This window comes from Spiroplasma sp. BIUS-1 (assembly GCF_010365805.1).
Taxonomy (GTDB): domain Bacteria; phylum Bacillota_I; class Bacilli_A; order Mycoplasmatales; family Mycoplasmataceae; genus Spiroplasma_A.
Genome location: NZ_CP048386.1, coordinates 355031 through 371503, shown reverse-complemented (window position 1 = coordinate 371503; position 16473 = coordinate 355031). Strand labels below are relative to the sequence as shown.

19 protein-coding genes are annotated in these 16473 nt (G+C 25.6%); 3 read left to right on the top strand and 16 right to left on the bottom strand.

What is annotated here, in order from left to right:
- Positions 1 to 41: 41 nt before the first annotated feature.
- Both SBIUS_RS01780 and truB read right to left on the bottom strand, forming a co-directional pair.
- Complete coding sequence (locus tag SBIUS_RS01780; RefSeq protein WP_162684793.1) at positions 42 to 773, bottom strand: hypothetical protein; 732 nt, start codon at positions 771 to 773, stop codon at positions 42 to 44.
- Positions 766 to 1686, bottom strand: coding sequence for a tRNA pseudouridine(55) synthase TruB (gene truB, locus SBIUS_RS01775; RefSeq protein ID WP_162684792.1), 921 nt, complete (start codon positions 1684 to 1686; stop codon positions 766 to 768). The genes SBIUS_RS01780 and truB overlap by 8 nt, the downstream gene beginning before the upstream one ends.
- A gap of 121 nt (positions 1687 to 1807) precedes the next feature.
- On the opposite strand from truB, the gene SBIUS_RS01770 reads away from it, so the two are divergent.
- A complete protein-coding gene (locus SBIUS_RS01770; protein WP_162684791.1) occupies positions 1808 to 2338 on the top strand; it encodes a hypothetical protein in 531 nt (176 codons plus the stop codon).
- A gap of 6 nt (positions 2339 to 2344) precedes the next feature.
- Here SBIUS_RS01770 and SBIUS_RS01765 read toward each other — a convergent pair whose 3' ends face one another.
- Genes SBIUS_RS01765 through SBIUS_RS01755 form a run of 3 tightly spaced genes read right to left on the bottom strand, consistent with a single transcriptional unit; the run spans position 2345 to position 5578 of the window.
- Positions 2345 to 3679 carry a hypothetical protein gene (locus SBIUS_RS01765; RefSeq protein WP_162684790.1) on the bottom strand — a complete coding sequence of 445 codons (1335 nt, stop codon included), beginning with the start codon at positions 3677 to 3679 and terminating at the stop codon, positions 2345 to 2347.
- A 1-nt stretch (position 3680) separates the two neighbouring features.
- Entirely contained in the window at positions 3681 to 4862 is a 1182-nt protein-coding gene (locus SBIUS_RS01760; RefSeq protein ID WP_162684789.1) for a hypothetical protein, read from the bottom strand.
- A gap of 2 nt (positions 4863 to 4864) precedes the next feature.
- Positions 4865 to 5578 (bottom strand): 16S rRNA (uracil(1498)-N(3))-methyltransferase, encoded by a 714-nt coding sequence (locus SBIUS_RS01755; protein WP_162684788.1) that lies wholly within the window; start codon positions 5576 to 5578, stop codon positions 4865 to 4867.
- A gap of 98 nt (positions 5579 to 5676) precedes the next feature.
- Between SBIUS_RS01755 and SBIUS_RS01750 the strand changes: the two genes are divergently transcribed.
- Positions 5677 to 6357 carry a hypothetical protein gene (locus SBIUS_RS01750; RefSeq protein WP_162684787.1) on the top strand — a complete coding sequence of 227 codons (681 nt, stop codon included), beginning with the start codon at positions 5677 to 5679 and terminating at the stop codon, positions 6355 to 6357.
- A 24-nt stretch (positions 6358 to 6381) separates the two neighbouring features.
- On the opposite strand, the gene rbfA is transcribed toward SBIUS_RS01750, so the two are convergent.
- The 9 genes from rbfA to SBIUS_RS01705 all read right to left on the bottom strand — a co-directional run bounded on the left by rbfA (position 6382) and on the right by SBIUS_RS01705 (position 14664).
- On the bottom strand, positions 6382 to 6726 hold the full coding sequence (rbfA, locus tag SBIUS_RS01745) for a 30S ribosome-binding factor RbfA (protein WP_162684786.1): 345 nt from the start codon (positions 6724 to 6726) through the stop codon (positions 6382 to 6384).
- 2 nt (positions 6727 to 6728) lie between these two features.
- The gene (gene infB / locus SBIUS_RS01740) at positions 6729 to 8597 is read right to left on the bottom strand and encodes a translation initiation factor IF-2 (protein WP_162684785.1); all 1869 of its coding nucleotides are present in this window, start codon (positions 8595 to 8597) and stop codon (positions 6729 to 6731) included.
- A 16-nt stretch (positions 8598 to 8613) separates the two neighbouring features.
- On the bottom strand, positions 8614 to 8922 hold the full coding sequence (locus tag SBIUS_RS01735; protein WP_162684784.1) for a 50S ribosomal protein L7: 309 nt from the start codon (positions 8920 to 8922) through the stop codon (positions 8614 to 8616).
- Complete coding sequence (gene rnpM / locus SBIUS_RS01730; RefSeq protein ID WP_162684783.1) at positions 8913 to 9182, bottom strand: RNase P modulator RnpM; 270 nt, start codon at positions 9180 to 9182, stop codon at positions 8913 to 8915. Before rnpM ends, SBIUS_RS01735 begins: the two co-directional genes overlap by 10 nt.
- Positions 9183 to 9189: 7 nt before the next feature.
- Entirely contained in the window at positions 9190 to 10533 is a 1344-nt protein-coding gene (nusA, locus tag SBIUS_RS01725; RefSeq protein ID WP_162684782.1) for a transcription termination factor NusA, read from the bottom strand.
- 131 nt (positions 10534 to 10664) lie between these two features.
- Positions 10665 to 12170, bottom strand: coding sequence for an ABC transporter permease (locus SBIUS_RS01720; RefSeq protein ID WP_162684781.1), 1506 nt, complete (start codon positions 12168 to 12170; stop codon positions 10665 to 10667).
- On the bottom strand, positions 12163 to 12894 hold the full coding sequence (locus tag SBIUS_RS01715; protein ID WP_162684780.1) for an ATP-binding cassette domain-containing protein: 732 nt from the start codon (positions 12892 to 12894) through the stop codon (positions 12163 to 12165). Before SBIUS_RS01715 ends, SBIUS_RS01720 begins: the two co-directional genes overlap by 8 nt.
- A 4-nt stretch (positions 12895 to 12898) precedes the next feature.
- Complete coding sequence (locus SBIUS_RS01710; protein WP_162684779.1) at positions 12899 to 14020, bottom strand: hypothetical protein; 1122 nt, start codon at positions 14018 to 14020, stop codon at positions 12899 to 12901.
- Positions 14021 to 14088: 68 nt separating this feature from the next.
- Complete coding sequence (locus tag SBIUS_RS01705; protein WP_162684778.1) at positions 14089 to 14664, bottom strand: DJ-1 family glyoxalase III; 576 nt, start codon at positions 14662 to 14664, stop codon at positions 14089 to 14091.
- A 68-nt stretch (positions 14665 to 14732) separates the two neighbouring features.
- On the opposite strand from SBIUS_RS01705, the gene SBIUS_RS01700 reads away from it, so the two are divergent.
- The gene (locus SBIUS_RS01700; RefSeq protein ID WP_162684777.1) at positions 14733 to 15155 is read left to right on the top strand and encodes a hypothetical protein; all 423 of its coding nucleotides are present in this window, start codon (positions 14733 to 14735) and stop codon (positions 15153 to 15155) included.
- A 7-nt stretch (positions 15156 to 15162) separates the two neighbouring features.
- Here SBIUS_RS01700 and SBIUS_RS01695 read toward each other — a convergent pair whose 3' ends face one another.
- Entirely contained in the window at positions 15163 to 15828 is a 666-nt protein-coding gene (locus SBIUS_RS01695) for an MmcQ/YjbR family DNA-binding protein (protein ID WP_162684776.1), read from the bottom strand.
- Between the two features lie 68 nt (positions 15829 to 15896).
- Positions 15897 to 16424 (bottom strand): hypothetical protein, encoded by a 528-nt coding sequence (locus SBIUS_RS01690; RefSeq protein WP_162684775.1) that lies wholly within the window; start codon positions 16422 to 16424, stop codon positions 15897 to 15899.
- Between the last annotated feature and the right edge of the window lie 49 nt (positions 16425 to 16473).

The following is a 16473-nucleotide window of genomic DNA, read 5'->3' as shown; positions in this document are numbered from 1 at the left end:
CATCAATACTTAAAAAGTATAACAAAAAAAACTTTATTTTTTTACTTTTTTTCCAATAATTCTAATTCAATAACGTCTGAATTTGAGTCTATTTTGAATGAATTATCTGTAATCTCTACTTCTAAAATTTGATCTTTTAGCCTAATAAGATAAAAACTATTTGGTAGTTTTATTTTAAAATCTTCAATTAAATATCTACTTACATCTGTTCTTTTTGCAGAAACAATCAAATCATGTTCTAAAATTTTTTTAATTTCTTGAACACTTCCTGTAGATATTTTTTCTCTTATTAAAGATGTTGATATATTTTCAACTCTATCAAAAATAATAATATTTTCTTTTCCAAAATATTTCTGAAGTAATAATACATTACCTTCTCCCTTGAAACCAAATTTAAAGTCACTTCCAACAACTATTTTTTTTACCTTTAAATTATTTTTTAAAAAATCACAGAATTCTTCAGGTTGTTTTTTTATAGTTTCATTATTTACTTGAATTTCAATCAAACCATTGGGGTTAAATTCTTTTTCAAAAATATTATATTTTTTTTCTTTAAGTTGAATATTATTTTTAGTTGAGTTTAAAAAATCACTAACCTTTTCAGTAAAAGTTATAATTGATCATTTAAAATTATTTTCTTTTGCAATATTTTTTGTTTTTTCCAATATTTTTTTGTGCATTTTATGAACGCCATCAAAAAAACCAATACAGACAACTTCGCTAGAAAAACTAAAAACTTCTTTTTTATTTAAAAGAGTTTCTATTTTAATCATAGTACCCATTCCTTTCAGCTTCAGTTAACTGATCTAAAGGAACCTCATCTCAAAGACCTCTTTGGCATTTGTATAAGTCATGAGCAATATGTTTATAAATTGCTATAACTTCTTTCTCGTCATTTATTATAAAAACTATTGGGTAATTTATTCCAGTTAAAGTTATTGCTTTTCCTTGTTTAATGTCTTTTACTCTATGATATTCAATTAAAGGATGTTCATTTAACATTAAAGAATCATACATATTGATTAAGTCACTTTGCTCAATTTCATCAATTGTTTTTGCATTTTGTAATTCAAAACCACCAGAACTTATTCTTTCCAATTGAGAAACAGTTGCAATAGTTTCTAAGTCTTTTGCAATATCAGATACTAAACTTCTTATATAAGTTCCTTTACTTGATCTTACTTTTAATTTAATTGTTCCTAATTTTTGATTAAAGTCCAAAAGTTCACAACTTTTAATTGTTACTTTTCTTGGATTTATAATAACTTCTTGTTCTTTTCTTGCATATTCATATAATTTTTTACCATTAACTTTTACTGCAGAATAAATTGGAGGATATTGATCATAAATATAACCATTATATTTATCAACAATTTCTTTAACTAATGTTTTTGATATTTTTCTATATTCTTCTTGTTCAACAACATTTCCTGTGATGTCTTGAGAATCTGTTTGAACAAATAGCTTCATTGTAACAACATAGCTCTTATCACTTGTTAAAAGGTAGTTAGATATCTTTGTAGCTTGATTTATTAAAACAACCATCAAACCCGTTGCTAAAGGATCTAAAGTTCCTGCATGACCTATTTTTTTAACTTTGAATTTTCTTTTTATTTTTTGGATTAAGTCATTTGAAGTAATTCCCTCTGGCTTATTTATTAAAAAAACTCCTGATTTATTATTCATAACACTACCTCCAAATAAACAATATATTCTTATTATTACACATATACCTTAGGCTCTACACTATTAATTTCTAAAAATTATGATATAATAATACCAATAATAAAGGAATTCAGGTGACACTATGCGTATTAAATCAGAATTTTATAAAGAAATTGAAACAGAGTTTAAAATTATCTCTGAAAAAGAACACTTAGGTAGTGGTGGGAATCCAGTAAGTAACTTAAGTACTAAGATGTTCTATTTATCAAAACACCAATTTAATTCTTATGATGAATTCGACCAAGCAATCGTAGCTGAAATCGCAAATACTTTACAGTCATTAGAAGATATTATTGTTAAAAAAGCTTTGGCTTATCAAGCATTAGCTAAAGAAGCTTATAACGAAAACATTAATCCTCAAAAATGAGTTGACTTTGCACAAAGAGAAGCTCAAACATTAAGTTATGAAATGTATGATGAAAGAGAAATTAAATATTTAAGACACTTTCACATAGTTTGATTAACATGAGTTTTCTGTGATGAAGAATTAAAGAAATTAAGAATTAAAGCCAGTCGTGACCTATATCACCACATCGGAAAAGTTGAAAAAGACTATGTAAAAAAACGTACAGAAATCTTAAAAAACCAAACTGTAGAAGAAGAAAAATGATAATTATTACTAATTATCATTTTTTATTATTCATTGTTTGTCATCAATTCTATCCACTGTTTGAATAATTAAAGAAGCCAATTGATCAACCTCATAAGTTGATGAAAAAGGATATTTTTTATCAAAGTAAGGCTGAATATATTTTAGTTTTGAACTGTATTTTGTTAATCATTCATTTGCTATTTCATTTAATTCACTCATAGCTTCTCTTTGTTTTGTTGACTTTATCTCCGACTTTAATTCATCACTCAACTTCATGTAAAGTTCATTTGATTTTACAGTAAGTCATTTTTGAAACATTGCAAAATTTGCTACCCCACTTTTTATTACTGGAGTGACAATATATTTGTGTCCGTCGTTTTTAAACTTTTCTCAAGATATTCCAGATAAACCATTCTCATTTGATATATTACTTTGTATGTAAACTTTATCTTCAATCGAAGTTGTATCAAATAATTTTATTTCAGATAAATAGTCTATTGGTAATTTGAAGTTAGAATTTGTGTTTAATGAGTAACGAGAAATTCCATCAAACATTTCTTCAAACTCAAAATTAAATTGATTAAAGTAGTATGTATTTGTAGAATCTAATTTTAAAAATATGAAGCTAACTAGATCATAAAAACTAACAGTTCTTTTAATTCACTTTCTGAAATTATTTATTTTCATAAATTCTTTTACATCTAAATCAGTTTCTCTTTTTATATATTTTTCCAAAATATATTCATCTAATGTTTTAGAAGTGTATTCATAGAATCATCTTAAAAGTAGAAAATCAATATCATAAGTGTAATTGAATTCACCATTCATTATGTAGTTTATAATTCTCTTCAAAGAAACTAAAAGTCCCGAACTTAATTTGTTTGCTTTTTTAAAATCAGATGTTAAGTTTAAAACTAAATCCTCTTGAACTATTCCATTTCTATTTACTTTGCAAACCATTTCCCCTTCAACTTCTTTTGCGATAACAGGAATTATTCTAAAATTTATTTTTGTATTTTTAAAATTAAAAACTAAATTAATATAATTTTTATCTGTGTGAATTTCTGGCAACCCTTTGTATTTTTTTGAAGCTTCTAAAATAAATTCTTGAAGTTCAGAAAATTTAATTTTAGAATTTGAAACATATTTAACAGCACAAAGATCTAAATTAAAAATCTTGTTAACTTTTCTAAAAGAGTTATATGAAAAATCTCCAACTTTTTTTAAATGAATTCCCTCACCTAAAAATAATTCTCTTAAGTCATTGAAGTAAGAATTTATTTTTAAACTTAACTCCTTGTCTTCAGCTGTGAGAATTTTTATTGCGTTATTAAATTTTCATATATCTTTATTTAATTTCATTTTAATCTCTCTCTACTTCAAAAGTATAATATTGCAAGAATATTAAAAACAAACCATTCTCTTTATCAGTTGGATAAATTGTTCTTGAATGAATTTGAATGTGTAAGTTATCATATTTTTTATTTTCTTTTTTTATAGAAATACTTGTTGAACCAACTGTATTTTTTAAATACGAAACTGAATCATATCAAAAATAAAAGTTTCCATTTATATATTCTTCTTTGTTTTCGATAAAATTATTTGTATACTCAAAATATTTATCTAAAAATTCTTTTGTACTTGGATAAGTTTTTGAAAAAACTCAATTTAAATTTTTTAATTTAAATGAATTGTATAGTTTTGTAATTTTTTTTGGTCTCTTATAGTAAATATTTTTTGATTCTAAAATATTATCTACAACTTTTTTATTTGAAAAATTATAATCAAAAGAAAAATCTAATCACTGTTGTAAAAAATTATTTTTAGTAAGTTCATATTGAATGTCTGACATTACACTTAACTTTAAAATTAATCTTTCATTTTTGTTTAATGTATTTCTGAATTTTATTCTTATGTAATAAAAAAGTATTTGTAATTTTTTAACCAATAATTTATTTAGTGTTCTAAATTTTTTAACATACTCTAATGAAAAAGTTCTCTTGTACATAGTTTTATTACAAATAATTGGTGGGAACTCATTGTGTTGCAGTGCAGTTCTAATAATTATTGAAAAACCTAATTCATTTTCTTTATAAAAATCTATTCTAAGAGAATCATTAAATACTACATGTTCTTCTGAATTTGGTTTTGCATATTTTTTTTGATTTCATGAAATTTTAATTTCATCATCAATTTTGTAAGATTCTTTAAGCACTTTGAAAATATCTTCGTTTATTTCACAAATTCAACAATCCCCAAAATGATCATTTGTTTCAATTTCGTCTTCATATGTTTTATACATATTTTTGTTGACATGTTTAATAGCTAAAAGATCAATATTAAGAACTTTATCAAAGTTATAAACTTCTCCAGTTGCATAAGATCCGTGAGTTTTGATTTGAACTAAGTTTTTTAATTTTCTTTTAATAAAGCTTATATTTTTATCGATAAAGTTTTTTAAATTTTTATTAATTGCAACGCCTTTTAACTGACTGTTGATTTGTTCTAAATCTGCTGTAATTAATTTACTAAAATTCTTTTCCATGATTAACCCTCTTTTTCATAGTTTATACAACTCAAAACAAATAAAGGAACAGTTTCTGCTCTCATTATATTATCACCCAAAGATACATTGTTATAGCCTATAGAGTTTAGTTTAGAAATCTCTTCACTTGAAATACCACCTTCAGGTCCAATAACGATATTGATAGAAGAAAATTCTTTTTTTATTTCTTTTTTAATAAAATTGTTTTTTTCCTCTTCTCAACAAACAAGATTTAAGTCTGATTTGTATTTATCTAATTCATTTAAATCTTTAACTACATTCATTATTTTTGGAATACTAGTTCTTTTTGATTGCTTTGCAGCACTTTGACAAATACTAATTCATCTATTAATTTTACTATCTTCTTTTTTGCTTTCAATTTTTACAACATTTCTTTTAAATTCCACAGGTATTATCTTATCTACACCTAATTCAGTGGCTTTTTGAAGTACATAATCCCATTTTTGTTCTCTTATTATACCCAAGATCAAATTTACTTCATATTGTTTATTATTTGATGATACTTTGTCTATAATTTTTGCAACACAAGTATCTTCAGTTATTTTTGAAATATTGCACAAGTATTTTTCATTTTCAAAAATACAAAATATTTGTTCATTTTCTTTTAGTTTTATAACATTTTTAATATGATGAAAATCATCATTTTTAATCTCAAAAGTATCTAAATTTATTTTATCTATGAAAAAACTGTGCATAATTTACCCCAATTCCTTATATATTATAATATAATATTAATTGAGGTGAATATTTATTGAATTCTATGCACACGTTTGTTTAGGAGGAGAAATAACCGATGAAGAAAACTGATGAAAATAATCAAGAGTCTAATTTAATCACTAACTTTGATGAAATAGATATTGATTATGAAATCAGCAAACTTAACAAAACAAACAGACACGCAAGGTTTAAGAGTGAGACTCTAAAAATAACTCTTGTTAGTTTGTTACTAAGTATGTCCACAGCTGTTAGTATGATAAATGTTGTCATTCCACTAGTTATTACTGGTGTGAATGTAGGATTTGTCTTAAAATACTTTATTATTGCTATAAGCTTTCAAGTGGTAGGTATATACTGGGGTATGACAATAGGTTTGTTAGATGGTTTACTTCAATTTCTAATCTGAGGAATGAGTCCTTTATTTAGGTTTACATCAGGAATTGGATTAGCAATTTGAGTATTACTATTTTGATTAATATACGATAAAATATTCCAAGTTTATAGTAAAAGTCGCTCTTTTAATAGAAGCATTTCACTATTATTCTCAGGATTTTTAGTATTTATTTTTGGTCCATTTAGTTCAGCGATGATTAATTTTGCATGATCATATATTGAATATGGAACAATGTATGGTATTTTACAATTTTTTAATGCATGACTGGCCTTTATGGTTTTTGATCTATTTGCAATTGTCTTATTCACACTCACTACCAATAGAATTCAATTAATAACTGAAAAATTGCTAAATAATAAATAAAAAAACTGCTTTAAAGCAGTTTTTTTATTTAATTTCTTTTAAGATTTCTTCAATTTTGTTTGCATTTTCTAAAGTTTTATCGAATTCGAATACCAATTCAGGTACACTTCTCATTTCAACTTTACTTGCTAAAATCATTCTAATTTCTTTTAAGTTCTCATTTATTTCTTGTTGTACATCATTTTTATCTGCACTTGTATCCATAAATGAATAAAATACTTTAGCATGACCCATATCATTTGATAGTCTTACTTCATGAATTGTAAGTGAGTTTAAGTACTCACAATCTGGAAATTCTCTTTGTAAAATTAAGTTTAATTCTCTTAAAATAGTTGATTGATTTCTTTCAATTTTAATATCGTTTGGCATAACTATTTCACCTCTTCTACCTTATATGCTTCTATAATATCATTTTCTTTTAAATCATTAAAGTTTTTAATAGTTAAACCACATTCAGCACCTTCTTTAGCTTCTTTAATGTCATCTTTTTTGTTTTTTAACGATGACAATTCACCAGTATAAACAACGATTCCATCACGCAAGATATGTACTTTTGAGTTTCTTGGAACTGTACCACTAATAATTCTACATCCAGCAATTGTACCAACTTGTGAGTGCTTAAATAATTGTCTTACTTCAGCTTCTCCAAGTGATTTTTCTTCAAATACAGGATCTAACATACCAGTTGCAGCTTCTGCTATTTCTTCAATTAATTTATAAATAATATTGTGAAGTCTTATTTCAACACCATCTTCTTCTGCTTTTTGTCTAACTTGAGCAGTTGGTCTAACGTTGAATCCGTAAATTAAGGCATCTGATGCTAATGCTAAAGTAACATCACTTACTGATATTGCTCCAACAGTTGCTCTAATAACGTTAATTTTTACACCTTCAATATTTATTTTTAACATTGAGTTTCTAACAGCTTCAACAGTCCCTTGTGTATCTGCTTTTAGAATAATGTTAATTGATTTTAATTCTCCAGATTCAATTTTATTTTTAATTGAGTCTAAAGTGAAAGTTTGATTTTTTTGTCTTGCTTCATTTTGTTGTTTTTCAAATTGAGCTTTTGCAATATCTCTTGCCATTTTCTCTTCTGTAACAACAATGAATTTATCTCCAGCTTTTGGAACTTCATTTAAACCGATTACAACTGCTGGTTGACCTGGTAACACTTCTTTTAACTTAGCTTTATTTTCATTTTCTAAATCTTTGATAGTACCAAAAGTACCTCCAGCAATTACGATATCTCTCATTCTTAAAGTTCCCTCTTGAACTAGAATTGTTGCTATTGGACCTCTATTTTTATCCAATTTAGCTTCAATAACTGTTCCACGAGCAAATTTATTTGGATTTGCTTTTAAATCTTTAAGCTCTGAAATTAATAAGATAGTTTCTAATAAAGTATCTAAACCAGTTTTTGCTTTTGCAGAACCTTCAATAAATGGAATATCTCCACCGTATTCTTCTGCAACGATTCCATAGTTCATTAATTCCATTTTAACTTTACTTGGATCTGCTCCAGGTTTATCGATTTTATTAACAAAAACTATTATTGGAACATCTGCTGCTTTAGCATGGTCAATTGCTTCTTCTGTTTGAGGCATAACACCATCATCTGCTGCAACAACTAAAATAACTATATCTGTAACTTCACTTCCTCTTGCTCTCATTTCTGTGAAAGCTTCGTGACCTGGAGTATCAATAAATGTTATTTTATTATCTTTTATTGTAGCTTGATAGGCTCCAATATGTTGAGTAATACCACCAAATTCTCCTTCAGTTACATTTGCGTTTCTTATTGAGTCTAATAGTGTTGTTTTACCATGGTCAACGTGTCCCATAATTGTAACTATTGGAGGTTTTGCTTTTAAATCTTTTGGATCATCTTTTTCATTGAAAGTTTCAAAGATGTTTTCTTTTGTAACAGTAGTTTCTTTTTTAAAGTCATATCCGAACTCAATACACAATTCTCCCATTTGTTCTTCTGAAAGTACTTGATTTTGAGTCACCATTGAACCGTTTGTAAAAAATCATTTAACGATTTCTGCAGGTCCTTTATTTAGTTTTTTTGCAAAGTCTGCAATTGATAAAGGTTCTGTATAAACAAAAACCCCATCTATTAATCCTGTCTCTGTAGTTTGTTTTAATTGATTTTTTAAATTTGCACTGTGTGCTTTGGATTTGTTTTTGGCTTGAACTTTATTATTTGTGTTTGTTTGTTTTGTATTTTTTGCCATAACTACATCTCCCTTCTTATTCGACGTTTTTTAAAAGTAACTTTACAAAATTTTCATCACTTACTCCAACGCTTTTTACATTACTTCGACCTATTGCTTTGTTTAAAGTAGTAGAGTCAAATAAATTATTGATGATTTTTATGTTATAAAAATTAGCTTTATCATTTATTTTTTTTAATTGGGATTGACCCATATCAGTTGTTGTTAATACTAGTTTTATTTTGCTTTGTTTGATTTGATCAAATAGTTTTTCACCATAAATCAATTTACCAGCAGAAGAAATCATTCCAAGAGAACCTAAAAGTCTATCTAAATCTAATCCCAATTTAATTTTACCTCTTCTAAAAGTTTTTCATAAAATTGTTCTTCTAAAGTAGTTTTTAAATTTCTCTCTAAAGCTCTAGTTTTTTTAACTTTATTTACAGCTTCAACAGTAGGTCTGATGTATGCGCCTCTACCATTTGCTTTTTTAGTATTATCAATAAAAACTTCTCCGTTTTTATTCTTAACAACTCTTATTAATTCTATTTTAGGATACATCTTATTAGATGCAGCATCTTTTCTAAGATTTAAATCTTTTGACATTTAGAAATTAGTCTTGGTAGTATGAATCATAATCATCATCACTACCGATACTTTCTTCAAAATCTAAAGTACTGTCATCTTCGCTTAAGCTTTCAAATGCTGCAATTGATGCTTGAATTTCGTCAATTGATTTGTCTTCTTCAACAAATACAATTTCTTCTTCAACTTCTTTTTTAGCAAAGTTGTTTTCTTTTACATAGTTTCCAGCAGTTTTTTCTCTTCTTTTGTTAACTTTGTTTAAGAATTCTGGATTGCTTAATTCAGCTTCGTCAATGTTTCCATTTCATTTAATTTCAATATCTTTTTCTTTAGCATTATCTAATGAAAAGATATTAATTTTCATATTTACAAGGTTTGCAACAAGTCTTGCTGCCATACCTTTTTTACCAATTGCTAAAGATAATTGTTCGTTTGGAACTACAATGAAACATTCATTGTTTTCTTCATCAATATCAATACTAATTACTTTAACTGGAGCCAATGAGTTCATTACAAATGTTTTTTTATCTTCATTTCATAAAACAACATCAATTTTTTCTCCGTTTAATTCTTTAGTAACGTTTTTAATTCTGCTTCCTGATGCACCAACACAACTTCCAATTGGATCTACTCCTTCTTCATGAGAGTAAACAGCAATTTTTGCTCTGTGTCCTGGTTCTCTAGCAACAGATTTAACTTCAACAATTCCTTCTAAAATTTCAGGAACTTCTGTTTCCATTAATCTTGTTAAGAATTCTGGGTGAATTCTTGATGCTTGAATTTGTGAATGTTTGTTGTCTCTTGAAACTTCTTCAATGTAGAAACAAATTCTTTGATCAATATCAAAATCTTCTCCTGGAATCATTTTTTTATTTCAAATTGGAATAATTGAACCTTCAACATCTACTAAGTAGCTTGTTTCAGTTACATCTTTTACAAATCCACCAACAATTTCGTGGTTTTTTGATAAGAATTCTTGATAGATTTTATTCTTTTCACCTTCACGAATTTTTTGTTTAATGATTTGTCCAACTTGCATTACAGCAAGTTTTGAGAATTCTAATGTAAATTCAACTGGTTCATAAACATTATCTCCTATTGATACATTATCTCCGTATTGTTCTTTAGCTTGATTTAAACCAATTTCCAATCATTCATCTTCAATTTTTTGAACAACTGTTAATTCCTTAAATACTTTGATTTGACCTGTATTTTGGTCAATATCTACTCTAACAATAGCTTCAGGGTCAAAGAATTTTTCATAAGCTTTTTGAAAACCTTCTCTAATTCCTTCTAAAATAATTTCTTTATCAATTTTTTTATCTTGAACGATTTCATAAATCGCATCTAATAGTTGTGCACCATCGATCATGGCTTTTTTCCTCCTGTTATAAATTTAATAATTTGTCAATTTGGTTTTAACAAATAGAAAAGAAGACTTTCGCCTTCTTTTACTTAAATATGACTCTTTTATTATAACTAATAATTTAAAAAAAGCATAATTTAAATTAAAAATACTTTTTTTCTAAAAATGAAATAAGAGGATGTTATTAATCCGACGAACAATGAAGCATAAATTATATATATAACTTCAACTTTTATATCTCTTTTAACTTCTCATTTCTCACTATTTTTAGGTTTGTCTTTATCCGTTTTAACTTTAATATTTGGAATTGAGTTAAAAAACATTTGTTGTGTACCAACAACATTTATCAACGGGTCATTTTTATAATCAACTGAACTAAACATTAAACAAAAATGATTTAATGGGTTCAATATATTTTTTAACCTTTGCTCTTTAATATTGTCAAAAATAATTGTTAAATCCATTGAGGTTGAAAACATTCTATCTCGACTTGAGTATAGAAGTTTTTCAGTTAAAACTCTATTCATTAAATATTCTTCTGGCGTTTTATATTTTTCCTTTATTTTTTGTAAACGATTTGGTTCATTTTCATTACTTGTATAACCTAATCCTAAATATTTAAAATATGCCATATTGTCTGAATTATTATATATAAATTCAAATACATCATGGTATTCATTATTTTTGTTTTTATTCATTCCGTATTTTGAAACTTCTTTTATTTTTTCATTAAATAAAGTATTATTTTTAAAACCTATTACATCATCTCATTTTAATAAATTAGAGTTATAATAAGTCTTTTCAAAAACTTCTGATACTGATTTGAAGTTTTCAGCTTTTTGATCTCCACTAAGATTTCATAATTTATAACCGTCAATCAATTCATCATCTGAAAGGTTTAATTCCCTCATTTCTTTAAAGAGATTTTCTAGGTTATTACTTGATTTTATTTCTTTTGTTAATTTGTTTTTGTAACTTATTTTAAAAGCCATTTTATTAGTAGTGTCAATTTTAAAGTGACTATTATTAGATAACATCCCAAACATTGGAGTTATAACTACATTAACCAACATAAGAAATCCCATTAAAGATGACATCAAAGCAGAAGTTCCTTCTCTTTTAAATAAAACCGAAAATAAAATAGTTATCGTCACAGAAAATAAAACTCAAATAGAATATCATGCAATTGAAGATATTAATAATCTATAAACTAAAATATCACTTGCATTATTTGAGCTATATATTATAAAAATTAAAGCTGAAAAAATTAAATTTATTAAAAGTAAAGTCGACATTAAAGCCAATATAAATAAAACTCTTACTATATAAATTATTTTTATATTAATACCAACTTTTAATTCTAACTTATGGATTCCATTCTTTAACTGATTAAAAATTACACTTAAAGAAAAATATAAAGAGCCAACCATAAAAATTATAGAGTTCAAAATAATAAACATATTCACCATTATATATTTAGATTCAATAGTGTTATTTGAATTGAACATGGCCACGCAAGTTACATTAATTACTAGCGTTAGAATTGCTAAAATTGAAAATCAAATTATATTTGATCAATTATTTTTAAAAATAATAAGCTGATTGTTAAAAACAAGCCTATACTTATCACCAATTTTAAGCATTACTTACCCCCATTATTTTTTCAATATCTTTATTTAAATTTTTTGTATTTTCTCTAAATATTTTTGTAATATTCTCTTGTTTATCATATTTTTTATCATAGGTTACTTCACCATCATCAATAATTATTATATGATCGATTAAATCTTTTACCTCTTCAATTAAATGAGTGATTATAATAACATATGTTTCTGGACCAATTGTTTGCTGAATAACTTTTAGCAATAAATCTTTATTCGCAATATCTAAATTAGCTGTTGGTTCATCAAAAAAAATAACTTTTGGTTTTAACAAGACCATAATAAATAATGATAAAAGCTTTTTTTGACCTGCAGATATTTTTTTAATCAAGGTATTTTTAATTAAATTTATATCTAAAAAACTTTTAAAAGTTTCTATATTGTAATTTAAATCACTATTTTTTATATTATGAGTATTCATAATAATTTTTATGTAACTAATTACACTAATATCTGCTGGTAGTTCATTGTTTTCAACAAAAAAATATCATTTTAAATAGTCAATTTCTTTTTGATTTACTTCATCCAAAGTTATTTCACCAGAGTCTGCAATAATTTCATTAAAAACTATCTTGGTTAGGGTTGTTTTACCAACACCATTATTACCAAAAATACCATAACACTTTCCTTTTTCAAGATTAAATGTTATATTTTTTAATACGGTTTTTTCACCAAATTTTTTATTAATTTTATTTATTTTTATCATTTATTTAACCATATACATAGAATGTTTGAGTAGTTCCTAACATAAATGTACCCTTAATCTCTGAAATTAAAATAGAACCATTTGTCTTCTCTGTTAAACCCAGATTATTGCTATAAGTGAAAAAGTAACTGCTGCCAATTGAATCAGATCTTAATGCCCTTGATATTGGAAGTCCCATCAATATAGATGAGGCATCTATATTGATTAGCGCATTTGGAAATCATATGATAGAAATTTGAACAAAGTAAATTGTATTCTCGACAACCTTAGTACCGAAAAAAAACTGATTTGTAATTGTCGCAAGCCCATATGTAGCTTTTTTTGATTTTAATTTATTATCTAATTGTTCTATACCAGATACATTCTTAGAATTACCTAATTCAAAACTTGAATTTACAATATCACTTTCAGCTTTAATGTCAATATTTTTATCATTATATAAAAATGTATATTCATCTTTTTTCATTTGTGCTAATGCAGCATGATGATAAACGCTACCTCAAGCTCAATGTATTCTTGTGCCTAAATGCATTTTTATTTTTAATTGATTATTATTTCATTCTTCATAAAGAACTATTCTAGCCCTTTCATTTGAACTATGACTTTGGTCTGTTTTCTCTGTTATTAATTCACTTGAATTTTGACCTTTGAGTTTATATGTGTAACCAGCATTAATATATGAATTACTCTTACCTCCCGGATAAGTTCAACCTTCCTTAGAATTTCAAAAATTAAACATATATTCGTAATTAATATTCAAAATGCCGTAATTTTTAACGAACTCTTCTTTGCTAGAAGAATAATCTAGAACATTAATATTTATTCCTTTTATTAAGTGATTATATCACTCATCTTTTTTTGCCTTAGAAACTATGTAGTCATCAGAATTATTTGATTCTGGTAAATTTTTATCTGAAGAAGAATCTATGTATAACCTAAACTCTTTTCCGTATTCTTGACCCTGTAAATTTATATTTTCATTTGATTTTTCTTCATTTCCAAATTGATAATTTTCAACAATGCTTTGTATATTTTGATATTGACCGTTTGATAAACTTGATATTCCAGTTAAACTAGAACCAGATCCAAAACCAAAAATGGTCGCTAAAAAAATTTTTAACTGCATATATAAATTTCTCCTTTTTCAATTTACTCATTTTTTAATATTACAAATTAATTATAACAAAAAAAACATTAGTAATTAAATACTAATGTTTCATGAAGTTGTAACATTTGCTCAGTTGAAGTAAAGTGATCTACTATTTGTAAAGCAAATTGTAAAGCCCCTCCAATTGAACTTCCTGTGATAATGTTTTTATCTGCAATAGCTGACATATGTGGTTTTTTAACTGCTTTATCTAAATCAGTTGTACATCCAGGATAATGAGTTATTTCAATTCCATCAACAAGACCTAATTTACCTAAAATTTCAGGAGCTGCACATATAGCTGCAACAACTTTGTTTTCTTTAGCGTGTTTTTCAACAGCATTCATTAAAGTTTCGTTCTCTTTTAAACGATCAACTCCAACTCTACCTCCAGGTAAAATTAAACAATCATATTCTGAAAAATTAATTTCATTTATTAATTTATCTGCTGTTAATTCAATGTTTCAAGCTCCTTTAACATGCTTAGAATCATTTATAGAAACAATATCTACAACAGGAAAACTTCCTGCAAATAATTTCTCTGCTCTTCTTAAAACATCAACAGTTGCTACAACTTCAGTATCTTCAAAACCGTTAGCAACAAAAATAGCTACTTTTGCCATAATTATTCCTCTTTTCTTTTTAATATTATACTACTATTTTTTAGTTATAATATTTCTAGGTGATTCAAATGGGTTCAATAAAGAAATTAATAAGACTTACAAGGGTATTTAGAAAAGATAAAAATAAAGATATTTTTAAGGAAAACTATTCTTCAAAGTTAGTTCATAACCAAGAAGTATTAGATATTAATATAAGAACAATAAGAAATCCTTCAAATAAATATAGTTCTTTGATTTTCAAAGAGAAATTCTCTTCAGAAAATGGTTTTAGAATAATATATTCAAAAGGTTTTAACTCATTTGGTTTCAAAGAAAAAGTCGATGTTATTTTCTGTGATATTAAAAATCAAGTTATTGAAACTTATTCAAATTTTAATCCAAACAAAATGACAAAACTTCACGAAAAAGCAGCATCAGTTTATGTGTTATCAAATAATATGAATAAATTTTTAAACATAAAACAAAACGACTTATTAAAGATACTTAAATAAGTCGTTTTTATTTAACTAATTCATAACTAGTATCTATTAAATTATACAAAACGTTGTTACTCAATGAATTGTTTAAAATAACTGTATATCAATTACTTTTATTCATATGATAAGCTGGATAATAATTATTTTGTTCAATTTTATTGGCTACATTTTCAGGCAAATCTTTAATAACTAATATTTCTTCTATTTCATTTTCTTTAAAACCTATTTTGCTTAGGTTTATTTCCATTATTAATGCAAATCATTTATCATTTTTTTTATTTTTAAAGACCGAATACTTTGGATGCTTTTCTCATAAAAAATTTGGTTTAATTGAATATTTTTGATCCATATATTCAATAATATTTTTTGTTTGAATATTTGAATAAATTTCAATATCAAAACATTTATTTGATATTTCCAGTAGTTTTTCACTACATAATTTCTTTAAGTTTGAAACAAAATCTCCATTTGCATTTTTTACATGAACTAAATCATATTCTTCTTTAGTATCTTTTTCAAACAATTTAAAATTGACTTTGTTATTTAAATCAACAAATACATTTAAAAGAAAATTATCATTAAATATACTGCATTCATAAGTAAAATTATTGTTTGAAAAAACAAAACCAAATTCTATTAACTTATTTTTATTAATTACTTTATTTGTGAAAATTTCATTAAAACTCATAAAAACAGTTCCTTTTCAATAATTATAAATTGATAATAAAAAAACTCAAATTAGTTGAGTTTTTTCTATTATTTAAATATTGTTGTTCCAATATCGTTCATAGCTTCTTGTTTAACTTTTGATCAAAAGTTAACAGCTAACATTTTATCTACAGTTTTACCTGCAATGTGTAGTCCTTTGAAGTAGAAGTGACTTTTGTTGTATCTTAAACAAATGTGACCAATAACAACTGCTAAAAAGTCATTATTTGATTCTATTAATTCAAGACCTGTTTTTTCTCTAAATTCTGGGTGACCATAAGTTTGGAACATAGCTTCTCTCATTGTTTCAATTCCTGGGTTCATTCAAGTTGAAATTAAGTAGTCTTTTAATTCTCTTAATTTTTTTTGTCCTTCAGCACCTTGTGATAATCAATGGTTAATTACTTTTTCTTCAAATACAGTTGGGAATTTTTGAATTCCTTCTGCAAGTGATGGGAAGAATTGTTGGAAAGGTTCAACTTCCCCTTCAACTTCGAAATGCACTAAGAATCAAGGTTCTGGGAAGTTAACTACTCCGATTTGGTCTGAATTTAATTGGTATACTTTTTCACTCATAATTAAAGCTCCTTTTGTTATTTGTTAAAATTATATCATATTTTTAAAA